Origin of the sequence: Streptomyces sp. NPDC005799 (assembly GCF_040630525.1) — a bacterium.
GTDB classification, from domain to species: Bacteria; Actinomycetota; Actinomycetes; order Streptomycetales; family Streptomycetaceae; genus Streptomyces; species Streptomyces griseorubiginosus_B.
The window spans coordinates 21,167-44,884 of sequence record NZ_JBEXXQ010000047.1; the positions used below are offsets into that span (position 1 = coordinate 21,167).

Here is a 23,718-nt window from a genome sequence, read left to right on the forward strand (position 1 = left end):
TAACAGTTCACCGGGAGCAATCCGCTAGGAGGCAGACCATGTCAGGACCCCGCCCCGTACGAGCGCCGCGCGGTACGGAACTGAGCGCCCTGGGATGGCAGCAGGAGGCCGCCCTGCGGATGCTGCAGAACAACCTCGACCCCGAGGTCGCCGAACACCCGGACAAGCTCGTCGTCTACGGCGGCACCGGCAAGGCCGCCCGCGACTGGCGCTCCTTCGACGCCATGGTCCGCACGCTGAGGACGCTCAAGCAGGACGAGACCATGCTGGTCCAGTCCGGCCGCCCGGTCGGCGTGATGCAGACCCACGAGTGGGCTCCGCGCGTCCTCATCGCCAACTCCAACCTGGTCGGCGACTGGGCCAACTGGGAGGAGTTCCGCCGCCTGGAGGCCCTGGGCCTGACCATGTACGGCCAGATGACCGCCGGTTCCTGGATCTACATCGGCACCCAGGGCATCCTCCAGGGCACCTACGAGACCTTCGCCGCCGTCGCCGCGAAGAAGTTCGGCGGCACCCTCGTCGGGACCATCACCCTCACCGCCGGCCTCGGCGGCATGGGCGGCGCCCAGCCCCTCGCGGTCACCATGAACGACGGCGTCGCCATCTGCATCGACTGCGACCCGCGCGCCATCGACCGCCGCATCGAGCACCGCTACCTCGACGTCCGGGCCGACTCCCTCGACCACGCCCTCCAGCTGGCGACCGAGGCCCGCGACGCCCGCCGTCCGCTGTCCATCGGCGTCCTCGGCAACGCGGCCGAGCTCGTCCCGCAGCTGCTCGCCATGGGCGCCCCCATCGACATCGTCACCGACCAGACCTCGGCCCACGACCCGCTGGCCTACCTGCCGCTGGGCACCGACTTCGAGGACATGGCGGACGCGGCGGCCAAGGACCCGGCCGGCTTCACGACCCGGGCCCGCGAGTCCATGGCCCGGCACGTCGAGGCCATGGTCGGCTTCATGGACGCCGGCGCCGAGGTCTTCGACTACGGCAACTCCATCCGGGGCGAGGCCCAACTCGCCGGATACGAGCGTGCGTTCGCCTTCCCGGGCTTCGTCCCCGCCTACATCCGCCCGCTGTTCTGCGAGGGCAAGGGCCCCTTCCGCTGGGCCGCGCTGTCCGGCGACCCGGCCGACATCGCCAAGACCGACAAGGCGATCCTGGACCTCTTCCCGGAGAACGAGTCCCTGGCCCGCTGGATCAAGATGGCCGGCGAGCGGGTCCACTTCCAGGGCCTGCCCGCGCGCATCTGCTGGCTCGGCTACGGCGAGCGGGACAAGGCGGGCGAGCGGTTCAACGACATGGTGGCCTCCGGCGAGCTGGCGGCTCCGCTGGCGATCGGGCGCGACCACCTCGACTGCGGCTCCGTCGCCTCCCCCTACCGGGAGACCGAGGCCATGCTCGACGGCTCCGACGCGATCGCCGACTGGCCGCTGCTGAACGCCATGGTCAACGTGGCCTCGGGTGCGTCCTGGGTCTCCATCCACCACGGCGGCGGCGTCGGCATGGGCCGCTCCATCCACGCCGGCCAGGTGACGGTGGCCGACGGCACGAAGCTCGGCGGCGAGAAGATCCGCCGCGTGCTGACCAACGACCCCGGCATGGGCGTCATCCGGCACGTCGACGCGGGCTACGACATCGCCGAGTCGGTGGCGGACGAGCGGGGCGTGCGGGTGCCGATGCGCGAGGGTGACCCGGCGTGAAGCAAGGCGGCAACTCTCCGGTGGGCGCCGAGGTCTCGTCGCCGGGCGCGGAGTCCTTCCAGGAGATGTGGCGCGAGCTGCTTCCCATCGGGCGGCACCCCGAGTCCCGCGGCTACCGGCGGTTCGCCTGGAGCGGGGCGGACCTCGAGTGCCGGGAGTGGTTCAGGGCGCACGTCGAGGCGCGCGGGCTCACGTACGAGGTCGACCGGAACGGGAACCAGTGGGCCTGGCTCGGTGACCCCACCGCGGGGGACGCCGTCGTCACCGGTTCCCATCTGGACTCCGTGCCCGACGGCGGCGCCTTCGACGGACCTCTCGGGGTCGTGTCCTCCCTCGCCGCCCTGGACGAACTCCGCCGCAGGGAAGTGGAGTTCACCAGGCCCCTCGCCGTCGTCAACTTCGGTGACGAGGAGGGCGCCCGGTTCGGGCTGGCCTGTGTCGGGTCCCGGCTCACCGCCGGGGAGCTCACCGTCGAACAGGCGCACCGGCTGACCGACGGGGACGGCATCAGCCTGCCCCGGGCCATGGAGGCCGCCGGGTACGACCCGGAGGGCATCGGCGCCGACGCCGAGCGGCTCGGCCGCATCGGCGCGTTCGTCGAGCTGCACGTCGAGCAAGGCCGCGCGCTGGACCTGTCCGGCGACCGGGTCGGCATCGCCAGCGCCATCTGGCCGCACGGACGCTGGCGGTTCGACTTCCGGGGCGAGGCCAACCACGCCGGTACGACACGGCTGGTGGACCGGCGCGACCCGATGCTGTCGTACGCCGAGACGGTCATCGCCGCCCGGCGCGAGGCGGAACTCGCCGGTGCCGTCGCCACCTTCGGCAAGATCGCGGTCGAGCCGAACGGCGTCAACGCCATCCCCTCCCTGGTGCGCGGCTGGCTCGACTCCCGGGCCGAGGACCAGGCCACCCTCGACACCGTCGTCGGCGGCATCGAGAACGCCGCCCGCTCCTACGCCGAGGCGCACGGCATCGACCTCGACGTCGTCCGGGAGTCCTTCACGCCCGTCGTCGAGTTCGACCACGCCCTGCGCGACGAACTCGCCCGGATCCTCGGCAAGGACACGGACCTGAGGGTGCCCGTCCTGGGTACCGGTGCCGGACACGACGCCGGGATCCTCTCCGGACGCATCCCGACCGCCATGCTGTTCGTGCGCAACCCCACCGGCGTCTCGCACTCCCCGGCCGAGTACGCGGCCGAGGACGACTGCGTGGCCGGGGTGCTCGCACTCGCCGACGTACTGGAAGGACTGGCCTGCACGTGACGCAGACGTACTGGCTGGAGCACGCCTGGCTCGACACCCACGTCGAGCCGGGCGTCGCCCTCGGCATCGACAGCGGCCGCATCACCACCGTCCGCACGGAGGTCGCGAGCCCGCCCCCCGGAGCCGAGATCCTGCGCGGACTGACCCTCCCCGGACTCGCCAACGCCCACTCGCACGCCTTCCACCGGGCCCTGCGCGGCACCGTCCAGGTCGGCTCCGGCACCTTCTGGACCTGGCGCGAGGTCATGTACTCCGTCGCCGACCGGCTGACCCCGGAGACCTACCACGCCCTCGCGCGCGCCGTGTACGCCGAGATGGCCCTGGCCGGCATCACCGCCGTCGGCGAGTTCCACTACGTCCACCACGCCCCCGGCGGCACCCCCTACGCCGAGCCCAACGCGATGGGCGAGGCGCTCGTCGCGGCCGCAGCCGAGGCCGGTATCCGCATCACCCTCCTCGACACCGCCTACCTCTCCTCCGGCTTCGGCGAGGCGCCCAACACCCACCAGCTGCGCTTCTCCGACGGCCATGCGGAGGCCTGGGCCGAACGCTGTTCACTTCTCAAGGAACGCGATCACGCACGGATCGGGGCCTCCGTCCACTCCGTACGGGCCGTGCCCGCCGGGCAGTTGGCGACGGTGGCGCGCTGGGCCGAGGAGCGGCGGGCGCCGCTCCATGTGCACCTGTCCGAGCAGACCGCCGAGAACGACGCCTGCCAGGCCGCCCACGGCTGCACACCGACCCGGCTGCTCGCCGACCACGGAGTCCTCGGCCCGCGCACCACCGGTGTCCACAACACCCATCTCACCGACGAGGACATCGCCCTCATCGGCGGCAGCGGCACCGGCACCTGCATGTGCCCGACCACGGAGCGGGACCTCGCCGACGGCATCGGCCCGGCCGTGGAGCTCCAGAAGCAGGGCTCCCCGCTCTCCCTCGGCTCCGACAGCCACGCCGTCGTCGACCTGCTCGAAGAGGCACGCGCGATGGAGCTCAACGAGCGCCTGCGCACGCGCGCCCGGGGCCACTGGACGGCGGCGGCCCTGCTGCGCGCCGCCTCCGCCGACGGTCACGCGGCCCTCGGCTGGGACGAGGCGGGGACGATCGAGGAGGGCGCGCTCGCCGACCTCACGACGATCGCGCTGGACTCGGTCAGGACAGCGGGCCCGCTGCCCAGGCTCGGCGCCGAGACGGCCGTATTCGCGGCGACGGCAGCGGACGTACGGCACACGATCGTGGGCGGACGGCACGTCGTACGCGACGGGGCGCACACCCTCGTACCGGATGTGCCGCAAGCACTCGCGCGGGCGGTCGAAGCCCTCCGCGCCTGACGACCACCCACGAGGACGCCATGAGCAGCAGCACCGTCATCACCAACATCGCCACGCTGGTCACCAACTCCCCCTCCCTGGGTGACGGATCCCCTCTCGGTCTGGTCCAGGACGCGGCCGTCGTCATGGAGGGCGACCGGGTCGTGTGGACCGGTGAGTCAAGCAAAGCACCCGCCACTGACAATCGGGTCGACGCCGGCGGCCGGGCGGTGATCCCGGGCTTCGTGGACTCGCACTCCCACCTGGTCTTCGCGGGCGACCGCACCCAGGAGTTCAACGCCCGCATGTCCGGCCGGAGCTACACCGCCGGCGGCATCCGCACCACCGTCGCCGCCACCCGGGCCGCCACGGACGAGGAGCTGGAGGCCAACCTCACCCGCTACCTCGCCGAGGCCCTCCGCCAGGGCACCACCACCTTCGAGACCAAGTCCGGCTACGGCCTGACCGTCGCCGACGAGGCCCGTGCCCTGCGCATCGCCGCCGCGCACACCGACGAGGTCACCTACCTCGGCGCCCACATCGTCTCCCCGGACTTCGCCGACGACCCGGCCGCCTATGTCGCCCTGGTCACCGGCGAGATGCTCGACGCCTGTGCCCCGTACGCCCGTTGGATCGACGTCTTCTGCGAGAAGGGCGCCTTCGACGGCGACCAGGCGCGCGCGATCCTCACCGCGGGCAGGGCCAGGGGCCTGACCCCGCGCATCCACGCCAACCAGCTCTCCCACGGTCCCGGCGTCCAGCTCGCCGTCGAACTGGACGCGGCCAGCGCCGACCACTGCACCCACCTCACCGACGCGGACGTGGACGCCCTGGCGAACGGCGACACGGTCGCCACGCTGCTGCCCGGCGCCGAGTTCTCCACGCGCGCCGCGTGGCCGGACGCCCGGCGTCTGCTGGACGCGGGCGTCACGGTCGCCCTCTCCACCGACTGCAACCCGGGCTCGTCCTTCACCTCGTCCGTGCCGTTCTGTGTCGCCCTCGCCGTACGGGACATGGGCATGACCCCCGACGAGGCCGTCTGGTCGGCCACGGCGGGCGGCGCTGCGGCCCTGCGCCGGGACGACATCGGCCGTCTGGCCCCCGGCGCCCGGGCGGACCTGCTCGTCCTCGACGCCCCGAGCCATGTCCACCTGGCCTACCGCCCGGGCGTGCCGCTGGTCAGCGAGGTGTGGCGCGAGGGCGTCCGGCGGTACTCCCGGCCGGACTGATCAGGACGCCCCCGCCCGCCACCGCTGCCCCGCGCCCCCGTTCAGCGGTGCCAGGGACACCCCGTCCCCGCCGGCCGGGGTGAGGCCCGTCTCGATGGCGATGGCCGGGCGGATCACGCCGTCGGAGTCGACGGTGAAGCGGAGGTTGTCGCCGTGGTCGCCGTCGAGGGAGTCGCACTCCCAGATGCCGACGCCCTTGTCCACGTCGCCCCGGCTGTCCAGGCAGAAGCCGGAGTCGGCGTACGACTGCACGACCCCGCGGGCGGTGTCGACCCGCCAGCGCTGGGTGGCGGACCCGGTGCAGGGTGCCGTCACCACGTCGGTGCCGTTGGACAGCTCGCCGTCGAGGATGTCCAGGCAGCGGCCCGTGGAGACGTTCACGACCTGGGCGTAGGTGCCGTTCGGGGCGTGGGCGGGGGAGGAGGTCGGCCTCGGTGACGCAGGCGGCGCGGAACTCTTCGTGGGGGACGGGGACTTGGCGCTCGGCGAGGCCGACGCCGACGGCGTCGTCGAGACCGTCGCCGTCACCGTGACCTGCGGCGCGGTCGTCGGGGTGCCCCCCGCCCCCGCCGACTGCCGGGCGGGCGCCGAGGGCGAACCGCGGGTGAGCAGGAACACCAGCAGCGGCGCGAGGGCCACGCCCAGGGCGGCCGAGGCCAGCAAGTAGCGCCGGGAGCGGGGCCAGGGCGGCGAGGCGGCGCGGGAGCCCGGGCGGCGGGGCGCGTCCTCGTCGGTCGCGTACGCCGTGCCCGCCCACGGCAGCAGCCCTTCCGCCAGCGCGCTGCGCGGCGAGTCGCGCAGCGCCGACAGCTCCTCGTGGGCGGTCGTGCAGTGGGCGCAGTGGGCCATGTGGGCGTGCAGGTCGGCGCTGTCGCGGGGGCTGTCCGGCCGTACCGACTCCTCGATCAGCCGGCGGAAGTCGGCGCACTGGGGGTCGTCGGAGGCCGCCAGCCGGGCCCGCAGGCACGTCTGCGCCAGCTGCTGGAGCGCCGGGTCGGTGCCGTAGGCCACGTCCTCGGGGGTGACGCCGAGGAACTCCGCCGTCGCGGCCGCCGGCTGCTCCTCCACCACGCGGTACCAGACCAGGCCCTGCGTCCGGGACGGCAGGCTCTGGAAGGCGGCCAGCATCGGCGGCACGGGGCCGCCGGGGCCCGCCGTGTTGAGGACCAGCAGGAGCCCGGCGTCCAGGCCGCCCGCCCGGTCGTCCATCGCCCAGGCCGCCGCCAGCCGGGAGGTCAGCAGCAGCAGTTGGTGGCGCCAGGGCCCGCCCGGGTCGATGCCGCGGGCCGTCTCCCGGGCGGCCAGGGTGAACGCCTGCGCCGCCAGCTGACGGGCCGCCGACTCGCTCGTGGTGCACAGCCGGGCGTAGCGCAGCACCCGCGGACGGTGCCGGGCGCGCAGCTCCTGCAGCGCCTGGAAGGCGCTCGCGGTGTCGGCGCGCAGCAGCTCGGTCAGCCGTGCGTCGGACGCCCCCGTATGAGCAAGTTCCCCGGTCTCGACATCCTTGTCGGTCCCGCCGGCCCGAGCCATCCACCGCCTCCTCGGCCCCTCGCCACGCGTGCCGGTCCTGACTAACCGGCCAGTTTGGGGGGTGACCATAGTGGTGGAAGGGAACCTCCGGAAAGGGGTTCCTGGGGGTAACCGGAGAAACGCCTGGTGCGGCGCACCCGTCGGCGCACCGCACTCACGAAGGCGGCTTCGGGTCCCGGACTCACCCGTCCTGCGGGACCCTCATTCCTCGATCGTCAGCCCCTTGCGCAACCGCACCAGCGTCCGCGACAGCAGCCGGGACACATGCATCTGCGAGATGCCGAGCTCGTCCCCTATCTCCGACTGGGTCAGGCCGGCCACGAAGCGCAGCGAGAGGATCTGCCGGTCCCGGGCGGGAAGTTCGGCGATCAGCGGCTTGAGCGACTCGACGTACTCGATGCCCTCGATCCCGTGGTCCTCGTAGCCGATCCGGTCGGCGAGCGCGCCCTCGGCGTCGTCCTCCTCCGGCTGGGCGTCCAGCGAGGAGGCGGTGTACGCGTTGGAGGCGGCCATGCCCTCCACGACCTCGTCCCGGGTCAGACCCAGCCGCTCGGCCAGCTCCGCCACGGTGGGCGCCCGGTCCAGCTTCTGGGCCAGCTCGTCGCCGGCCTTCGCCAGGTCGAGCCGCAGCTCCTGAAGCCGGCGCGGGACGCGCACGGACCACGAGGTGTCGCGGAAGAAACGCTTGATCTCGCCGACGATGGTTGGCATCGCGAAAGTCGGGAACTCCACGCCGCGTGAGAGTTCGAAGCGGTCGATGGCTTTGATCAGGCCGATGGTGCCGACCTGGATGATGTCCTCCATCGGCTCGCTGCGGGAGCGGAAGCGGGAGGCGGCGAACTTGACGAGCGCGAGGTTGAGCTCGACCAGGGTGTTGCGGACGTACGAGTATTCGTACGTCCCTTCCTCGAGGGACTCCAGCCGCTCGAAGAGGGTCTTGGACAGGGCTCGTGCGTCGACGGGCCCCACCTCGTCGTAGGGGGGAATCTCCGGAAGACCGGCGAGCAGGTCCTCGCCGCTGTCATCGTGATGGATGGTCTCGATGGGATCCAGATGTTCCGGAGGGGGTGCCGACGTCGCCTGCTGGGTATGCGATGCGTCGAGCCGGGGTGACATGATGTCCTCCATCGTTCTCGGCATATGGCTGCCGAAGCCAGTCCGTGCACTGCGGTGTGCGGCGCCTCCAAAGCCGGCCGTGTCGGTTACGTATCTCTACTAGCCCTACCCGCTTTACGACACCCGCCGCAAGTGCGCTACGTGCGGTTATGTCCGTTTGCGGGTGGTTGTTCGGGTGTCGGAGAGTGTGGAGAAGGCGTAGTGTTCGAGGGCGTCAGTCAGCAGCCTCGACGTCGGGAGAGAGAGACGGCATGGACCGCGGGACGGTCGGCAGCGCACAGTCTGGCCGGCTACTGGTGGAGGTCAGGGAAGAGGGCTCCAGTGCCGTCGTGACCCCGGCCGGTGAGTTGGATCACCATACGGCCGATTTGTTGCGTGAGCCGCTCGAGGACTGCCTCGACAAGGGATTCAGTCGGCTGGTCGTGGACTGTTCACGGCTGGAGTTCTGTGACTCCACCGGGCTCAACGTGCTGCTCGGGGCCCGCCTGAAGGCGGAGGCCGCCGGGGGCGGGGTGCACCTGGCCGCGATGCTGCCGGTGGTGGCCCGGGTCTTCGAGATCACCGGGGCGGACGCGGTCTTCAGCGTCCATGACACCCTCGAGGCCGCCCTTTCCGGCGAAGCCGGCTGAGTGGGGCCCAAAACCGGCCGCCCGGCCGGCGGTGTGCCCCGCTCACCCCTCGGTGACCGGCACTTTCCGGGCGTCACGCCTTCCGTGCCGAATCAGGGGGTGTTCTGCCGGTTCGGTCGGGCAGGAGACATCCTGGACCCGTCGGCGCGCACTTCGGCGCGACCGCCGGTGAGCTGCGTACAGACTTTTGAATTGTGAACTGGTGAATCGGTGAGGTGAAGCGCTGATGAGCACCACCCGGCCCTACTCGCCGGGCGACCGCGGCCCGGAGCCCAGCGGCGCTTCCGGGACGTCCGGTGGGGACGGGCCGGCGGCCGGGGTGTCCGGAGGGGACGCCGCCGCCTCGTCGGCGCCGGCCGCGCCGCCCGGGGGGCGCCAGGTCCGCAGGCTGAACTTCGACGGCGAGAGCGGGGTCGTCCCGCTCGCCCGTGACTTCACCCGCCAGGCGCTGTACGCCTGGGGCTGGCTGCCCGCCGACACGGCCGACCGGCGGGCCGCCGCCGAGGACGTGCTGCTCGTCGTCTCCGAGCTGGTCACCAACGCCTGTCTGCACGCCGAGGGCCCGGACGAGCTGCGCCTGGCCTGTGACAACAAGGTGATCCGTCTGGAGGTCGCGGACAAGGGCACCGGCCAGCCGTCCCCCCGCACCCCGCACCGCGCGGGCCGCCCCGGCGGCCACGGCATGTTCATCGTGCAGCGGCTGTGCCTGGACTGGGGGGTCGTACGGACCCCGGGAGTGGCCGGCAAGACGGTCTGGGCGGAGCTGGGCGCACCCGCGTAGTCAGTGGCCCGCCCCCGCGAGCCGAGACAGCCGCCGCCCCCACAGGTGCCCCGCCCTGGGGTTACCGAGGGTTAGCCCCCCGGGGGTGGGTCTCCACTCGAACCCCCTTTCCCACGCGCCGGATCCCCACAACTCCGGCGCGTACCTTCTCTTCCCTCCTCACGAGCCCGGGCGTACCTTGACGGCCCATCTGATGTGCCGTCAGGAACTCGAAGAGGGAGCGGAAACCGTGTCGTACCGGAATCGAACCGCCGCGTTCGCGTCCGTCGCGGCCCTGGCCGGCTCGGCGGTGCTGCTCGCCGCCCCCCTGGCCCGAGCCGAGGTCGTGGACGTCAACTACCAGTGCCAGACGCCGATCGGGCCCAAGAGCGCCGTCTCGCCCATCGACATCAAGAGCGTCAAGAGCGGCAGCGGGTACAAGCTGACCATGTCCTGGCAGAAGGGCGTCTCCTCCAGCCCGGTGGAGCTGGGCAAGGGAGCGGTCAACCCGAGCGCCCTCATCACGGTGGGCGGCGCCGACAGCGGCACCGTGACCGTCACCGGGCCCCCCAACGCGGCCGCCATACCGGCCAACACCCCCATCAAGATCAATGACCTGACGGGGACGTACACGCCGAAGAAGACCGGCAAGGTCACCTTCACCCCGGGCGTGCTCACGATCACGGCCCTGGGCACGAAGACGACCTGCAAGCCGTCCAACAACCCCAAGCCCGCGCTGACCCTCGACGTCACGGCCGCCGGCGGCGGTTCCACGGGCGGGACCGGCACGACCGGCACGGACTCCGGCGGTTCGCTCCCGCAGACCGGTCCCGACGACTCCGCGATCGCCCTGGGCACCCTCGGCGGCACCGTGCTCCTCGCCGGTGCGGCGGGCGCGCTGTGGATCACCCGGAGGAACCAGACGGCCCGTCGCTGAACCGCCGTACGACCGCACCGAGTACGACTGCTGGAGCCGCCGGATGTCGTCCGCCGCACGTGCCCTGTTCGTGTCCCTGCTACTGGTGATGGTCGCCGCGCCCCCGGCCCTCGCCGCCGACGGCTGGTCGCTCGTGCCCGCCGGGGGCGGGCGGCCCGCCTTCTACGCCGAGGGCGCCCCCGGGGCCGTGCTGCAGGACACCGTGTCCGTGGTGAACCGGGGCGGGCGGGCGGTCACCGTACGGTTGAGCGGCACCGGCGCGGCGGTCACCTTCGCGGCGAGCCGGGTCAGGGTGCCGGCCCGCACCCGCGCCGACGTGCCCTTCACGGTGAGCGCCCGCGGCGACGGCACCGGCGAGATCGTCGCCCGCGACACCGCCGGACGCTCCCGCTCCGTGCCGCTGCACCTTCGCGTGGGCGGACCGCCGCTGTTCGCGCTGACCGTCGAGCACGTCTCGGTGCACCCCGACCGCATCACGTACGACCTGGTCAACCGAGGCACGACCACCCTCGTCCCGCGCCTCGCCGTGCACGCCGACGGAGTCCTCGGCACGGTCCTGGACCGGGCCCCGCGCACCCTGCCGGTACACCTCGCGCCGGGCCACCGCCTGCGGCTCACCGAGCCCTGGCGCGACCGGCCCGTACTGGACGCGGTGGACGTGCGGCTGACGGTGACCGCGGCGGGCGGCGCGCACGACACGGCGAGCGGGTCGGCGCGGTTCGTGCCCTGGGGCGCGGTGACCGGGACCGCGGCGGCGCTGGCGGCGGGCGGCGCGCTGCTTCTCGTACGGCGTCGCAGGCGGCGTACGACCGACCTCGAGCCGGAACCCCCGCGGACGGAAGTCGAGTTGACGGGAGCGGTGACGTGAACGGCAAGCTGCGGACCACGGCGCTGGTGGCGGTGCTCGCGCTGCTCCTGCTGCCGCTGACGGCGGGCACGGCGACGGCCGAGGGCCCCACCGTGAAGGTCTCCACGTCCCAGGCCGGCGCCGGCGGTTCGATCACCGTCAGCGGCAGCGGCTGGCGGCCGCACGCGCTGCTGATGATGCTGGTCTGCGGACAGGCCACGCCCGCGCGAGGCGTCGTCGGCGGCACCAACTCCTGCGCCAACGCCGACGGAAGGGCCGTCACCACCGACGGCAAGGGCGGCTTCGGCAAGAAGATGCCGGTGTCCGAACCGCCGGTGCCGTGCCCGTGCGTGGTGCACGTGGCGACCGTGGAGGGCGCCAAGGCGCAGGCCGACGCGGCCTTCCAGGTGGCCGGGCACGCGGTGGAGCCACTGCCCGCGGAGCAGACCGGCGGCCGTCTGTCGATGCTGACCGACACCCGGCTGGACGGCTCCAGCGGTCTGCTCACCTGGTTCGGCGCGCCGGCCACCCGCACGCTGGTCTTCACCGTCGGCAACGCGGGCACGTCACCGATCAAGAACCCCGTCTTCCAGGTCGGCACCTCGCACGGCGTCTTCGCCCCGCAGTGGGACGACCAGGAATGGCGCGGCACGATCGCCTCCGGCAAGAAGGCGCGGATCGAGCTGCCCGTGGAGCTGACCGCGGGCGCGCACGGCGACTACACGGTCTCGCTGAAGTACGAGGGCAAGGTCCTCGCCGAGCAGCCCTGGGGCGTCGGCCGGCCCTGGGGCGTGACCCTGTTCTGGATCCTGGTCTGCCTGGTCGTGCCGGCCGCGGTCTTCCGCGCCGGCATGGCGATCGTGGACCGGGTACGGCCGCGCCGGGCCGGCGGGCTGCGCCACCGAGGCCTGCGGATGCCCGAACTGGCCCTGCGCGTACCGAGGTTCACCGCCCACCGGGCCGCCCGGCCGGAGCCCGCCCCGACTTCGACCCTGCCGTGGTTCACCCCGGACTCCGATCCGGGCACGGCGACCGGTCGGCTCTCCGCACCGCACGACGACAGTCCGACGAGTCCAACGACTCCCACCAGGAAGGGACCCACGTGAGACAGCGAAGGAGAGTCACAGCGGCCGGCAGAGGGAGGCTCGGCGCGGCGGGGGCCGCCCTGGTGCTCGGCGGCGCGGGTGCCCTGCTGGGGCTGGCCGCGGGAACCGCGCAGGCGGCGGAGGTGTCGTACGCGACGCACTGTGTCCCGCCGGCCGGCATCACCCCCGTCGACGGCACCTCGAAGGTCGAGATCACCGCGCCGGCCACGGCCAAGGTGGGCGACACGGTGAACGTGGTGTGGAAGTTCGTCCAGGCGGCCTCGAAGAACCCGAACATCATCGACCTGCCCGCCGACTCCGTGCAGCCGTCGGGCGTGCTGAAGGCGGCCGGCGCGCAGACCGCGGACATCGCCATGCAGGGGCCGCGGAAGAACCCGGCGATCCCCAAGGGCGGCGACATGGTGCTGTCCGACATGACGGGCTCGCTGAAACTGACCACGGCGGGGGAGGTGACGCTGACGCCGGACGCGTACACGGTCAACGCGATGTCGACGGACACCAAGTGCACGCCGACCGTGACCGTGCCGAAGGCGGCGACCATCGAGGTGTCACCGGGCGCCGGCGGCACGTCGAGCACGACACCGTCCCCGACGGACACGGCCTCGCAGTCCTCTTCCCCGTCGACGTCCCCCTCCGACACGGCGAGCGCCTCGGCCTCCCCCAGTGACGGCACCGGCGGCGGCCAGACCGACTTCACCGGCAAGGAGGTCGACATCCCCTACACCTGCCAGTCGCCCCTCGGCACGAAGAAGGCGACCTCGCCCATCCAGATCAACGCCAAGAAGGACGGCGGCAGTTTCGACCTCACCGTGCAGTTCAAGAAGTCGGTGATGGACAGCCCGGCCGACATCCCCAAGGGCTCGGTCAAGCCGTCGATGGAGGTCGTCCTGGGCGGCGCGGACAAGGGCACCGTGCATGTGGAGGGCCCGGCCAACGCCTCGGACATCAAGACCGGCGATCCCATCGAGATCCCCGACCTCACCGGCACCTACAAGCCGGGGGCGAGCGGCTCCTCGACCCTCTCCCCGGGCGTGCTGACCATCAGCGCCCTGGGTACGACGACGACCTGCAAGCCCGACAGGACGGCCGTCTCCCTGACCCTGGACACCACTGAGCAGGCCAGCGGCGCCTCGGGCGGTTCCTCCACCTCCGGAGGCACCTCGACCGGCGGTTCGTCGAGCGGCGGCCTCGCGGCGACGGGCTCCAGTGACCACGGCGCCCTGAAGGCGCTCGGACTGGTGGCCGGCACGGCGGTCCTGCTGGGAGCCGGCGTCTTCACGTTCATGCCGGGACGGCGGACCAGGTGACCCCGTAGAACGGAAAGGCCCTCCGCACCTCGATGAGGTGCGGAGGGCCCTTGGCCGGGACGTCGGTCAGTGCACGTCGCCCATGAGTTCGCGGACCTTCCTGCGGTACATCCACACCGCCGCACCGGCGACGACCGCGAGCACGGCCTCCAGCGTCACGATCCCCGTCTTGTTGAGGTCCACCCCGGCGATGGACAGCAGACCGGTCGTCGCGTCACCGGCGGTGACCGCCAGGAACCACACACCCATCATCTGCGACGCGTACTTCGCCGGCGCCATCTTCGTCGTCACCGACAGGCCCACCGGCGACAGCGTCAGCTCACCGACGGTCTGCACGAAGTAGATGCCGACCAGCCACAGCGCGGCCGCCTTGTGACCGCCGTCGGCGATCGCCAGCGGCGCCAGGAACAGGAAGAACGACGCCCCGATCAGCACCAGGCCCATCGCGAACTTCACCGCGGTGCTCGGCTCCTTGCCGCGCCGGGCGAGCGCCAGCCACGCCCAGGCGAAGACCGGCGCGAACGCCATGATCATGACGGGGTTGACCGACTGGTACCAGGAGACCGGGAACTCCCAGCCGAGGACCGTGTTCTTCGCGGACGCCTCGGCGAACAGCGAGACCGTCGAGCCACCCTGGTCGTAGATCATCCAGAAGACGGCGGCGGCGACGAAGAACCAGATGTAGGCGCTCATCTTCGACTGCTCGGTCCGGTCCAGCTCGCGGTCCCGCTTGATCCGGGCGATGACCATCACCGGGATGATCAGGCCGGCGAGCGTGATCGGCACCAGCAGCCAGTTCAGCGTGTAGTGGCCGGAGAAGCCGACGACCGCGTAGAAGACGACCGCCACGGCCGCCCACAGCGCCGACTTGCGCAGGGTGGCCGCCTTCTCGGCGGCGGACATCGGGGTGGGCACGACGTCCGAGCGGGCGTCCAGGTGCCGGCTGCCGAGCAGGAACTGGGCCAGACCCAGCGCCATGCCGAGCGCGGCCAGCGCGAAGCCCAGGTGCCAGTTGACGTTCTCGCCGACGGTGCCGATGACCAGCGGCGCGGCGAAGGCGCCCAGGTTGATGCCGATGTAGAAGACCGTGAAGCCACCGTCGCGGCGCGGGTCGTCCGGGCCGTCGTAGAGGTGGCCGACCATCGTGGAGATGTTGGCCTTCAGCAGACCGGAGCCGATCGCGACGAGGCCGAGGCCCGCGTAGAAGGTGCCGGCGTTCGGCAGGGCCAGGGTGAGATGGCCGAGCATGATGACCGCGCCCGCCACGGCGACCGTCTTGCGGGGGCCCAGGACCCGGTCCGCGAACCAGCCGCCCGGCAGGGCGAGCAGGTACACGAGCGAGAGGTACACCGAGTAGATCGCGGTCGCGGTGGCCGCGCTCAGGTGCAGGCCGCCCGGGGCGACCAGGTACAGCGGGAGCAGGGCCTTCATGCCGTAGTAGGAGAATCGCTCCCACATCTCCGTCATGAAGAGGGTGGCCAGACCGCGGGGGTGGCCGAAGAAGGTCTTCCCGGAGCCGGGGGTGCCCGGGCGGACCGAGTCCTTCGTCAGGCTGGACGCCATGGTTGATCCTTGCTGGTGGGGGTTTACCGCACACAAAGAAGACCTTCGGCGTCAAGTGCGCCAAAGGTCCCCGCAGTGCTACAGGCGTTCTTTCACCATACGGCAGGACACTGCCGGATATGGAAGGACTTGAGACACGAATCACAGGCGATCGTGGAACCGTACACCCTCTTTCCAAGGTCCTACGGGGCTACCGCCGTGTAGTCACAGGTTCGCCTCGAAGTGGTCAAAGGTAAGAACCCCGCGTGCCGATCACACCCCAGCACAGCTCAGGAGCGGACTACCATCAGCTCATGACCCGTGTACTGCTCGCCGAGGACGACGCGTCCATCTCGGAGCCGCTGGCCCGCGCCCTGCGCCGGGAAGGTTACGAGGTCGAGGTCCGCGAGGACGGCCCGACGGCACTGGACGCCGGAATGCAGGGCGGCTGCGATCTCGTCGTGCTGGACCTCGGGCTGCCCGGCATGGACGGCCTCGAGGTCGCCCGCCGGCTGCGCGCCGAAGGCCACACCGTGCCGATCCTCATCCTGACCGCGCGGGCCGACGAGGTGGACACCGTCGTCGGCCTCGACGCGGGCGCCGACGACTACGTCACCAAGCCGTTCCGCCTCGCCGAACTGCTCGCCCGGGTGCGGGCCCTGCTGCGGCGCGGCGCGGCCGAGCCGGCGCAGCCGCCCGCCACGCACGGGGTGCGGATCGACGTCGAGTCGCACCGGGCCTGGATGGGCGACGAGGAACTCCAGCTCACCGCCAAGGAGTTCGACCTGCTGCGGGTGCTCGTGCGGGACGCGGGCCGGGTCGTCACCCGCGACCAGCTGATGCGCGAGGTCTGGGACACCACCTGGTGGTCGTCGACGAAGACGCTCGACATGCACATCTCCTGGCTGCGCAAGAAGCTCGGCGACGACGCGGCGAACCCGCGGTACATCGCCACGGTGCGGGGCGTCGGCTTCCGTTTCGAGAAGAGCTAGTTCCGAGCCGGGAAGAGCCGGGAGGAGCTGGAGGGACTACGCGCGTCACAGTCGCCCCGAGGCACACTGGTCCGCATAAAACCGCTGCCCGGAGGGCCCCGTGCGTCGTCGTCTGATTCAGTCCACCCTCGCTGTCGTGCTGGTGGTCATCGCCGTCTTCGGGGTCTCCCTGGTGATCGTCGAGACGCGGACCATCAGCAGCAGTGCCCAGGAACGGGTGAGTTCCGAGGCGCAGCGGCTGGCCAGCATCGTGGACAGTCGGCTGAGCGGGGCCGGGACCGGGAAGAGGACCGTCAGTCCGGACGTGCTCAAGAGCCAGGTCACCGGCGAGCGGTACGCCATCGTGCACATCCCCGGGCAGCCCGCCTTCACCCTCGGCACCAAGCCCGAGGGCGAGGTCATCCGCGGGCACGCCAAGGGCGAGGAGGGCGAGACGGTCGTCATCGAGGAGCCCCGCTCGACCGTCAGCCGCGAGGTCGGCCGGACCCTGCTGGTCATCGGCCTGGTCGCGCTGCTCGCGGTCGTGGCCGCCGTCCTGCTCGCCATCCGGCAGGCCAACCGGCTCGCCTCCCCGCTCACCGACCTCGCCGAGACCGCCGAACGCCTCGGCTCCGGCGACCCGCGGCCCCGCCACAAGCGGTACGGCGTCCCCGAGCTGGACCGGGTCGCCGATGTGCTGGACTCCTCCGCCGAGCGCATCGCCCGGATGCTCACCGCCGAGCGACGGCTGGCCGCCGACGCCTCCCACCAGCTCCGTACGCCGCTGACCGCGCTGTCGATGCGGCTGGAGGAGATCACCCTCACGGATGACCCGGACACCGTGAAGGAGGAGGCCAACGTGGCGCTCACCCAGGTGGAGCGGCTGACGGACGTGGTGGAACGTCTCCTCACCAACTCCCGTGACCCGCGCGCCGGCAACGCCGTCTCCTTCGACCTGGACGAGGTCATCCAGCAGCAGCTCGCCGAGTGGCGGCCCGCCTACCGCAGTGCGGGGCGGGCCATCGTCAGCTCCGGCAAGCGGCATCTGCAGGCCGTGGGGACCCCGGGCGCTGTCGCCCAGGTGCTGGCGGCGCTGATCGAGAACTCGCTCATGCACGGCGGCGGCACGGTGGCGCTGCGCACCCGCGTCACCGGCAACCAGGCCGTCGTGGAGGTCACCGACGAGGGACCCGGCGTGCCGGCCGACCTCGGGGCGCGGATCTTCGAGCGGACCATCAGCGGCCGCAACTCCACGGGCATCGGGCTCGCGGTGGCCCGCGACCTGGCGGAGGCGGACGGCGGCCGCCTGGAAATGCTCCAGACGAAGCCGCCGGTGTTCGGCCTGTTCCTCTCCCGCACCCCCCCACTGAAGCGCCCCCAGCCGGAGGACGAGGAGCCGACGGTCAGGTGAGCGAGACCTCGGCCGCACCGGGCATCAGGCGAGCCGGGACCGCGCGGGCGTCAGGTGAGCCGGGGCTGGTTGGATCGGGCGCCGAAGGGCAAGGGTCCCGGCGGACCGGGCGTCAGACGGACCGGGTGTTGGGCGGGCTGGGGCCGGCTGGGTAGGGGCCGAGCGGGCCCGGTGCCGAATGGGGCGCGTGTCGGACGGTCCGGGTGCCGGGCGGTCCGGGTGTCAGGTGAGCCGGGTTTCGGGCGGATCGGGTGCGGGGCGGGTCGGGCGCCGGACGGGCGGGGTTTCGGATGGGCGGGCATCAGGCGGGCGGGCTGCCGGGCGTCGAATGGGCAGGCGTCAGGCGGGTCGGGCGCCGAAGGGGCTGGGACTGGAATCGCGGGGCATCGCGCGGGCGGAGTGCCGCGTGCCGAATGGGCGAGGTGTGGGGCGGCCGGGCGCCGACCGGGCGGGGTATCGAGCGGGCCGGGCCAGACGGGCGGGGTTTCGGATGGGGGGCACAGGCGGGCGGGCTGCCCAGTGCAGCGGGGTCGTCCCAGACATGAGACCGGGGCCCGCGCTCGACGCGCGGGTTCCGGTTCTCCGCTGGAAGCGAGTACCCGGCCGTGCCGGTTCAACCGAATGGGCCACGCGGGCGGGGGCGCCGGATGGGCGAGGTGTCGGGCGGCCGGGTGCCGGACCGGCGGGGTGCCGAATAGGTAAGGAGGACCATCAGTGCGCGGGGTGCCGGGGGCCGGAGCGGCAGGGTGTTGGCCGGGGTGGGTGTCAGCTGACGCGCTGTTCCGCCTTTGGGCTCAGTGAGCGCTTCATCGCCTCGGCCTCCAGCAGCGCCTCCGCGTCCGCGACCGGCAGGGCCTTGAAGACCCAGGTGCGGTAGGACCAGAACCGGAACAGCGTGCCCAGGCCGATGCCGACCACCTTGAAGATGTTGCGCTGCAGCGAGCTGTCCCAGCCGAAGCCGTAGATCGCGGCGTACAGCACACCGTTCTCGATCACCAGGCCGACCAGGCTGAACACCAGGAACAGCGTGAGTTCCTTGGTTCGGGCGCCCTTGTCGCGGTCACGGTAGGTGAAGTACCGGAAGCCGAGATAGTTGACGCCGATGGCGACCACCGTGGCGATCACGTTCGCGCGCACCGCCTGCAGCGTGGTCAGATGCCACAGCAGGTTGGAGACGCCGAAGTTCACGACGGTACCGAGGGCACCCACCGCACCGAACTTGGCGATCTCCTGTACGAGCCTTCGCAGCCCTGAGGAACCTTGTTCCATGGTCCTGAAGGCCCCCATCCGGGTCGTTGCGTCGTCGTTCTCGGCGCTCTCGGCTGTTCTCGCCAACTCAAGCCATGCTAACCACCCAGCCTCTCAATCTCCCGTGGATGAGTTCACGGGTCGGAAACAGCTTGGGAAGAGAGCGGGAAGAGGATGAAAAGTCCGGGAAGAGCCCGGTAAGAGGGCAAGATTTCGACCGGAAACCGGTCGCGGCCGCACGGCCGATACCCTAGGGGCGTGACGTTCCCGGTAGTCGGCATGGTCGGCGGGGGTCAGCTCGCGCGTATGACGCACGAGGCGGGCATCCCGCTGGGCATCAGGTTCAAGCTCCTCAGTGACACCCCTCAGGATTCCGCGGCGCAGGTCGTCGGCGATGTCGTCGTGGGCGACTATCGCGACCTCGACACGCTCCGCGCCTTCGCGCAGGGCTGCGACGTGATCACCTTCGATCACGAACACGTACCCACCGAGCACCTCCGGGCCCTGGAGGCGGACGGCATCCCCGTGCGCCCCGGCCCCGACGCGCTGGTGCACGCCCAGGACAAGGGCGTGATGCGCGCACGGCTCGACGCACTCGGCATCCCCTGCCCCCGGCACCGGATCGTGAGCGACCCGGCCGACGTGGCCGCCTTCGCCGCGGAGCTCGAGAGGGGCGGGCACGAAGTGCCCTCCGGCAAGGGCGGTGGCGGGCGACGGGCGGGCGGATTCCCGGTCGTGCTCAAGACCGTCCGCGGCGGCTACGACGGCAAGGGCGTGTGGGTCGTGGACAGCGCGGAGGAGGCCGAGGACCCCTTCCGCGCCGGCGTCCCGGTCCTAGCCGAGGAGAAGGTCGACTACGTCCGCGAGCTCGCCGCGAACGTGGTCCGCTCCCCGCACGGCCAGGCGGTCGCCTACCCCGTCGTGGAGTCCCAGCAGGTCAACGGCGTGTGCGACACGGTCATCGCCCCGGCCCCCGACCTCGACGAGACCCTGGCCCTGCGGGCCGAGGAGATGGCGCTGACCATCGCCAAGGAGCTGGGCGTCGTCGGCCACCTCGCCGTCGAGCTGTTCCAGACCCGCGACGGCCGCATCCTCGTCAACGAACTGGCCATGCGCCCGCACAACTCGGGCCACTGGTCCCAGGACGGCGCGATCACCTCCCAGTTCGCCAACCACGTCCGCGCCGTCCTCGACCTCCCCCTAGGCGACCCGCGCCCCCGCGCGAAGTGGACGGTCATGGTCAACGTCCTCGGCGGCGACTACCCGGACATGTACTCCGCGTACCTGCACTGCATGGCCCGCGACCCCCAGCTGAAGATCCACATGTATGGCAAGGACGTGAAGCCCGGCCGCAAGGTGGGCCACGTCAACACCTACGGCGACGACCTGGACGACGTCCTCGAACGCGCACGTCACGCAGCCGGTTACCTGAGAGGCACGATCACCGAATGAGCCCCGTTGTAGGCATCGTCATGGGGTCGGACAGCGACTGGCCCGTCATGGAGGCCGCCGCCAAGGCACTCGACGAGTTCGAGATCGAGTACGAGGTCGACGTCGTCTCCGCGCACCGGATGCCGCGCGAGATGGTCACCTACGGCGAGCAGGCGGCCGAGCGGGGGCTGAAGGTGATCATCGCGGGTGCGGGCGGCGCCGCCCATCTGCCCGGCATGCTCGCCTCCGTCACCCCGCTGCCGGTGATCGGCGTCCCCGTGCCGCTGAAGTACCTGGACGGCATGGACTCCCTGCTCTCCATCGTGCAGATGCCGGCCGGTGTCCCGGTGGCCACGGTGTCCGTCGCCGGAGCCCGTAACGCCGGTCTGCTGGCGGCCAGGATCCTCGCCGCGCACGACGAGGACCTGCTGCAGCGGATGCGGGACTTCCAGCAGGATCTCAACGACCAGGCCACCGAGAAGGGCAAGCGGCTGCGCGCCAAGGTCGAGGGCAACGGCGGCGGCTTCGGCTTCGGGAAGTGACGGCCGTGAGCTTCCTGGACGAGGCCCGGGAAATCCTGCGCGAGTTCCCGGTCGTCGACGGTCACAACGACCTGCCCTACGCGCTGCGTGAGCAGGTCCGCTACGACCTCGCCGCCCGCGACATCGCCGTACACCAGAACGCGCACCTGCACACCGACCTCCCGCGGCTGCGCGAGGGCGGGGTCGGGGCGCAGTACTGGTCGGTGTACGTGCGCTCGGACCTGCCGGACGCGGTGCCCGCGACGCTGGAGCAGATCGACTGCGTACGGCAGCTGCTGGCGCGGTATCCGGCGGATCTGGCGCCCGCGCTGACGGCCGCGGACATGGAGGCGGCCCGCGCCGAGGGCCGTATCGCCTCCCTCATGGGCGCCGAGGGCGGGCACTCGATCGCCAACTCGCTCGGCACCCTGCGCGGGCTGCACGCGCTGGGCGTCCGCTACCTGACGCTCACCCACAACGACAACAACGACTGGGCGGACTCGGCGACCGACGAGCCCAGGGCCGGCGGCCTGACCGCCTTCGGCCGTGCGGTCGTGCGGGAGATGAACCGGCTCGGCATGCTCGTCGACCTCTCGCACGTGGCGGCGACGACCATGCGGGACGCGCTGGACGCCACCAGCGCGCCGGTGATCTTCTCGCACTCCTCCTCCCGGGCCGTCTGCGACCACCCCCGCAACATCCCGGACGACGTCCTCGAACGCCTCCCGGGCAACGGGGGCGTCGCGATGGTGACGTTCGTGCCGAAGTTCGTGCTGCAGGCGGCCGTGGACTGGACCGCCGCGGCCGACGAGAACCTGCGCTCCCACGGCTTCCACCACCTCGACACCGGCGAGGAGGCGATGAAGCTGCATCGCGCCTTCGAGGAGCGCAACCCGCGCCCGGTCGCCACCGTGGCGACCGTCGCCGACCACCTCGACCACATGCGCGAGGTCGCCGGCGTCGACCACCTCGGGATCGGCGGCGACTACGACGGCACGGCCTTCACCCCCGACGGCCTGAACGACGTCTCCGGCTACCCCAACCTCATCGCGGAGCTGCTGGCGCGAGGGTGGTCGCCCTCGGATCTCGCCAAGCTGACCTGGCAGAACGCGGTACGCGTGCTGGGCGCCGCGGAGGACGTGGCGCGCGGTCTGCAGGCCACCCGGGGGCCGTCGAACGCCACGATCGAGGAACTGGACGGCTGACATTCGATACCAAAGGGTGGTCGTCATGACCATCAGCGCCAGTGAGGCACGTCGGGATCTGTTCCCCCTTGATCAAACGGGTCAACGATGATCACGTCCCCGTGCGCATCAGCTCGAAGGGCGGCGACGCCGTCCTGAACTCAGGAGGTAGATCGTCTCCAGCCAGGACTCGTAGTCGTCGGCCGACATCAGAGGGTTCATTGCGACCCCGACGGCTGGGAGGACTTGCCTCGGACCCAGCGAGGAGCCCTTCGCCGGTATCGGAAAACCCGAGCCTCTCAAGGGCGACCTGTCCGGCTACTGGTCCCGCCGGATCGACGACGAGCACCGGCTGGTGTACCGGGCGGACGAGAAGGAAGTGAAGATCCTCAAGGCTCGCTTTCACTACGACTGAGCGCGGGCTCGTCTTCGAGCGGCCGGTGTACTCCGAACGCTCCGCCCACCAGGAACGCCCCCGGATGCCGTGCGACGGTGACCGTACTGCTGATCTCGCCGCCGATCACGACGTACGGAGCCCGCCATGGCAGACCTCCAGGACGAACTGCACGCCGCCGCCGAGGTCGGCACGCTCGACGGACTGCCGGACTCCTTCGCGGCCGAGCCCTACACGCCCGTCTCCGACCCGGACGATGCGCCGCTGGAGCGCGCCCACGCCATCCTCGCCGCCCATCCCGTCGCCGACGGCTACAGCGGGCTGCCCTGGGCCCTCAGACACCTGCCCTGGTACGACCTGGAGCTCGGCGAGAGTTCCGTCGACACGGACGTGCCCCGGATGCGCGAGGGACACGTCGGCGCACTGTTCTGGTCGCTGCACCTGCCGGAGGGTCTCGCCGGGGACCGGGCCGTAGGGGCGACCCTGGAGCAGCTGGACCTGGTGAAGACCGTGGCGCGCGCCCACCCCGAGGGCCTGCGCCTGGCGTACGCCGCCGGGCAGGTCAGCGACGCCCGCAACTGCGGCCGCGTCGCGGTCCTGCTGGGCCCCGCCGGGGCGGCGGCCCTCGGCGACTCCCTCGGCATCCTGCGCTCCCTGCACGCCCTCGGCCTGCGCGCGCTCACCCTGTCCGGCGCCAGCTGGGCGAGCGGGGCCGGGTTGACCCGGTTCGGCGAGGAGGTCGTGCGGGAGATGAACCGGCTCGGCGTCCTCGCCGACCTCTCCGGCGCGTCCGCCGACACCATCCGCCGTGTCTTCGCGGTCTCCAAGGCGCCGGTCGTCTTCACCCGCTCAGCCGCCCGCGCCCTGCGCCCCCACCCCGCGAACCTCCCCGACGACCTGCTCGCCGAGCTGGGCGCCGTCAAGGGCCTGTGCATGGTGCCGCTGACGGCCGAGCAGACCGGCCCGTTCGTCCGTGACGTCGCCGACCATCTCGACCACGTCCGCGAGGTCGCGGGCCCGGAGTGCGTCGCCCTGTCCGGCACCTACGACGCCGGCACCGCGCACCCGCAGGACCTCGGCGACGCCTCCTGCTACCCGCACCTCGTCGCCGAACTCCTGCACCGCGGCTGGTCCGAGCCCGACCTGGCCCTGCTGACCTGGGGTAACGCCCAGCGGGTGCTGCGCACCGCCGACTTCACGGCCCGCGCCGCCCAGCAGCGCCGCGAGCCGTCGACGGCGAAGATCGCCGACCTGGACGGGTAACCGTCCCCGCG

20 protein-coding genes and 2 pseudogenes are annotated in these 23,718 nt (G+C 71.9%); 18 read left to right on the forward strand and 4 right to left on the reverse strand.

The window, feature by feature from the left end; genetic code table 11:
* Nucleotides 1–38: 38 nt before the first annotated feature.
* From hutU to hutI, 4 genes are all read left to right on the forward strand, one after another.
* Nucleotides 39–1,703, forward strand: coding sequence for a urocanate hydratase (hutU, locus tag ABZ453_RS36240; RefSeq protein ID WP_359021875.1), 1,665 nt, complete (start codon nucleotides 39–41; stop codon nucleotides 1,701–1,703).
* 65 nt (nucleotides 1,704–1,768) lie between these two features.
* The gene (locus ABZ453_RS36245; RefSeq protein WP_359021952.1) at nucleotides 1,769–2,971 is read left to right on the forward strand and encodes an allantoate amidohydrolase; all 1,203 of its coding nucleotides are present in this window, start codon (nucleotides 1,769–1,771) and stop codon (nucleotides 2,969–2,971) included.
* Nucleotides 2,962–4,302 carry a formimidoylglutamate deiminase gene (locus ABZ453_RS36250; protein ID WP_359021954.1) on the forward strand — a complete coding sequence of 447 codons (1,341 nt, stop codon included), beginning with the start codon at nucleotides 2,962–2,964 and terminating at the stop codon, nucleotides 4,300–4,302. The genes ABZ453_RS36245 and ABZ453_RS36250 overlap by 10 nt, the downstream gene beginning before the upstream one ends.
* A gap of 20 nt (nucleotides 4,303–4,322) precedes the next feature.
* Nucleotides 4,323–5,510 (forward strand): imidazolonepropionase, encoded by a 1,188-nt coding sequence (gene hutI, locus ABZ453_RS36255; RefSeq protein WP_359021877.1) that lies wholly within the window; start codon nucleotides 4,323–4,325, stop codon nucleotides 5,508–5,510.
* On the opposite strand, the gene ABZ453_RS36260 is transcribed toward hutI, so the two are convergent.
* Both ABZ453_RS36260 and ABZ453_RS36265 read right to left on the reverse strand, forming a co-directional pair.
* Nucleotides 5,511–7,040, reverse strand: a complete 1,530-nt coding sequence (locus ABZ453_RS36260) for an RICIN domain-containing protein (protein ID WP_359021879.1) — start codon at nucleotides 7,038–7,040, stop codon at nucleotides 5,511–5,513. It abuts the gene before it with no gap.
* Between the two features lie 201 nt (nucleotides 7,041–7,241).
* Nucleotides 7,242–8,168 carry an RNA polymerase sigma factor SigF gene (locus tag ABZ453_RS36265; protein WP_359021881.1) on the reverse strand — a complete coding sequence of 309 codons (927 nt, stop codon included), beginning with the start codon at nucleotides 8,166–8,168 and terminating at the stop codon, nucleotides 7,242–7,244.
* A gap of 239 nt (nucleotides 8,169–8,407) precedes the next feature.
* On the opposite strand from ABZ453_RS36265, the gene ABZ453_RS36270 reads away from it, so the two are divergent.
* The 6 genes from ABZ453_RS36270 (at nucleotide 8,408) to ABZ453_RS36295 (ending at nucleotide 13,742) form a co-directional block, all read left to right on the forward strand.
* Complete coding sequence (locus ABZ453_RS36270) at nucleotides 8,408–8,785, forward strand: STAS domain-containing protein (protein WP_133045966.1); 378 nt, start codon at nucleotides 8,408–8,410, stop codon at nucleotides 8,783–8,785.
* 226 nt (nucleotides 8,786–9,011) lie between these two features.
* On the forward strand, nucleotides 9,012–9,566 hold the full coding sequence (locus ABZ453_RS36275) for an ATP-binding protein (RefSeq protein WP_359021883.1): 555 nt from the start codon (nucleotides 9,012–9,014) through the stop codon (nucleotides 9,564–9,566).
* A gap of 229 nt (nucleotides 9,567–9,795) precedes the next feature.
* Nucleotides 9,796–10,482, forward strand: coding sequence for an LPXTG cell wall anchor domain-containing protein (locus ABZ453_RS36280; RefSeq protein ID WP_359021885.1), 687 nt, complete (start codon nucleotides 9,796–9,798; stop codon nucleotides 10,480–10,482).
* A 43-nt stretch (nucleotides 10,483–10,525) separates the two neighbouring features.
* Complete coding sequence (locus ABZ453_RS36285) at nucleotides 10,526–11,350, forward strand: hypothetical protein (RefSeq protein ID WP_359021887.1); 825 nt, start codon at nucleotides 10,526–10,528, stop codon at nucleotides 11,348–11,350.
* Entirely contained in the window at nucleotides 11,347–12,435 is a 1,089-nt protein-coding gene (locus ABZ453_RS36290) for a hypothetical protein (RefSeq protein WP_359021889.1), read from the forward strand. The genes ABZ453_RS36285 and ABZ453_RS36290 overlap by 4 nt, the downstream gene beginning before the upstream one ends.
* A 62-nt stretch (nucleotides 12,436–12,497) precedes the next feature.
* Nucleotides 12,498–13,742 (forward strand): hypothetical protein, encoded by a 1,245-nt coding sequence (locus ABZ453_RS36295; protein ID WP_359021956.1) that lies wholly within the window; start codon nucleotides 12,498–12,500, stop codon nucleotides 13,740–13,742.
* A 66-nt stretch (nucleotides 13,743–13,808) separates the two neighbouring features.
* Here the strand turns inward: ABZ453_RS36295 and ABZ453_RS36300 are convergent, their stop codons facing one another.
* Nucleotides 13,809–15,305 (reverse strand): oligopeptide:H+ symporter, encoded by a 1,497-nt coding sequence (locus ABZ453_RS36300; RefSeq protein ID WP_359021890.1) that lies wholly within the window; start codon nucleotides 15,303–15,305, stop codon nucleotides 13,809–13,811.
* Between the two features lie 293 nt (nucleotides 15,306–15,598).
* Here ABZ453_RS36300 and ABZ453_RS36305 point away from each other — a divergent pair, with 293 nt between their 5' ends.
* Both ABZ453_RS36305 and ABZ453_RS36310 read left to right on the forward strand, forming a co-directional pair.
* Complete coding sequence (locus tag ABZ453_RS36305; RefSeq protein ID WP_240863652.1) at nucleotides 15,599–16,276, forward strand: response regulator transcription factor; 678 nt, start codon at nucleotides 15,599–15,601, stop codon at nucleotides 16,274–16,276.
* A 100-nt stretch (nucleotides 16,277–16,376) separates the two neighbouring features.
* A complete protein-coding gene (locus ABZ453_RS36310; protein ID WP_359021892.1) occupies nucleotides 16,377–17,666 on the forward strand; it encodes an ATP-binding protein in 1,290 nt (429 codons plus the stop codon).
* Nucleotides 17,667–18,431: 765 nt separating this feature from the next.
* Here the strand turns inward: ABZ453_RS36310 and ABZ453_RS36315 are convergent.
* On the reverse strand, nucleotides 18,432–18,935 hold the full coding sequence (locus tag ABZ453_RS36315) for a GtrA family protein (RefSeq protein ID WP_359021958.1): 504 nt from the start codon (nucleotides 18,933–18,935) through the stop codon (nucleotides 18,432–18,434).
* 237 nt (nucleotides 18,936–19,172) lie between these two features.
* Between ABZ453_RS36315 and ABZ453_RS36320 the strand changes: the two genes are divergently transcribed.
* From ABZ453_RS36320 to ABZ453_RS36345, 6 genes and pseudogenes are all read left to right on the forward strand, one after another.
* The gene (locus ABZ453_RS36320) at nucleotides 19,173–20,366 is read left to right on the forward strand and encodes a 5-(carboxyamino)imidazole ribonucleotide synthase (protein WP_359021894.1); all 1,194 of its coding nucleotides are present in this window, start codon (nucleotides 19,173–19,175) and stop codon (nucleotides 20,364–20,366) included.
* A complete protein-coding gene (gene purE, locus ABZ453_RS36325) occupies nucleotides 20,363–20,887 on the forward strand; it encodes a 5-(carboxyamino)imidazole ribonucleotide mutase (RefSeq protein WP_208783521.1) in 525 nt (174 codons plus the stop codon). The genes ABZ453_RS36320 and purE overlap by 4 nt, the downstream gene beginning before the upstream one ends.
* Entirely contained in the window at nucleotides 20,884–22,071 is a 1,188-nt protein-coding gene (locus ABZ453_RS36330) for a dipeptidase (protein WP_359021896.1), read from the forward strand. Before purE ends, ABZ453_RS36330 begins: the two co-directional genes overlap by 4 nt.
* Before the next feature lie 25 nt (nucleotides 22,072–22,096).
* Nucleotides 22,097–22,214, forward strand: a pseudogene (locus ABZ453_RS36335) (type II toxin-antitoxin system prevent-host-death family antitoxin); the annotation flags it as partial.
* A gap of 94 nt (nucleotides 22,215–22,308) precedes the next feature.
* Nucleotides 22,309–22,465, forward strand: a pseudogene (locus tag ABZ453_RS36340) (Txe/YoeB family addiction module toxin); the annotation flags it as partial.
* A gap of 126 nt (nucleotides 22,466–22,591) precedes the next feature.
* Nucleotides 22,592–23,707, forward strand: coding sequence for a dipeptidase (locus tag ABZ453_RS36345; protein ID WP_359021897.1), 1,116 nt, complete (start codon nucleotides 22,592–22,594; stop codon nucleotides 23,705–23,707).
* Nucleotides 23,708–23,718: the final 11 nt, after the last annotated feature.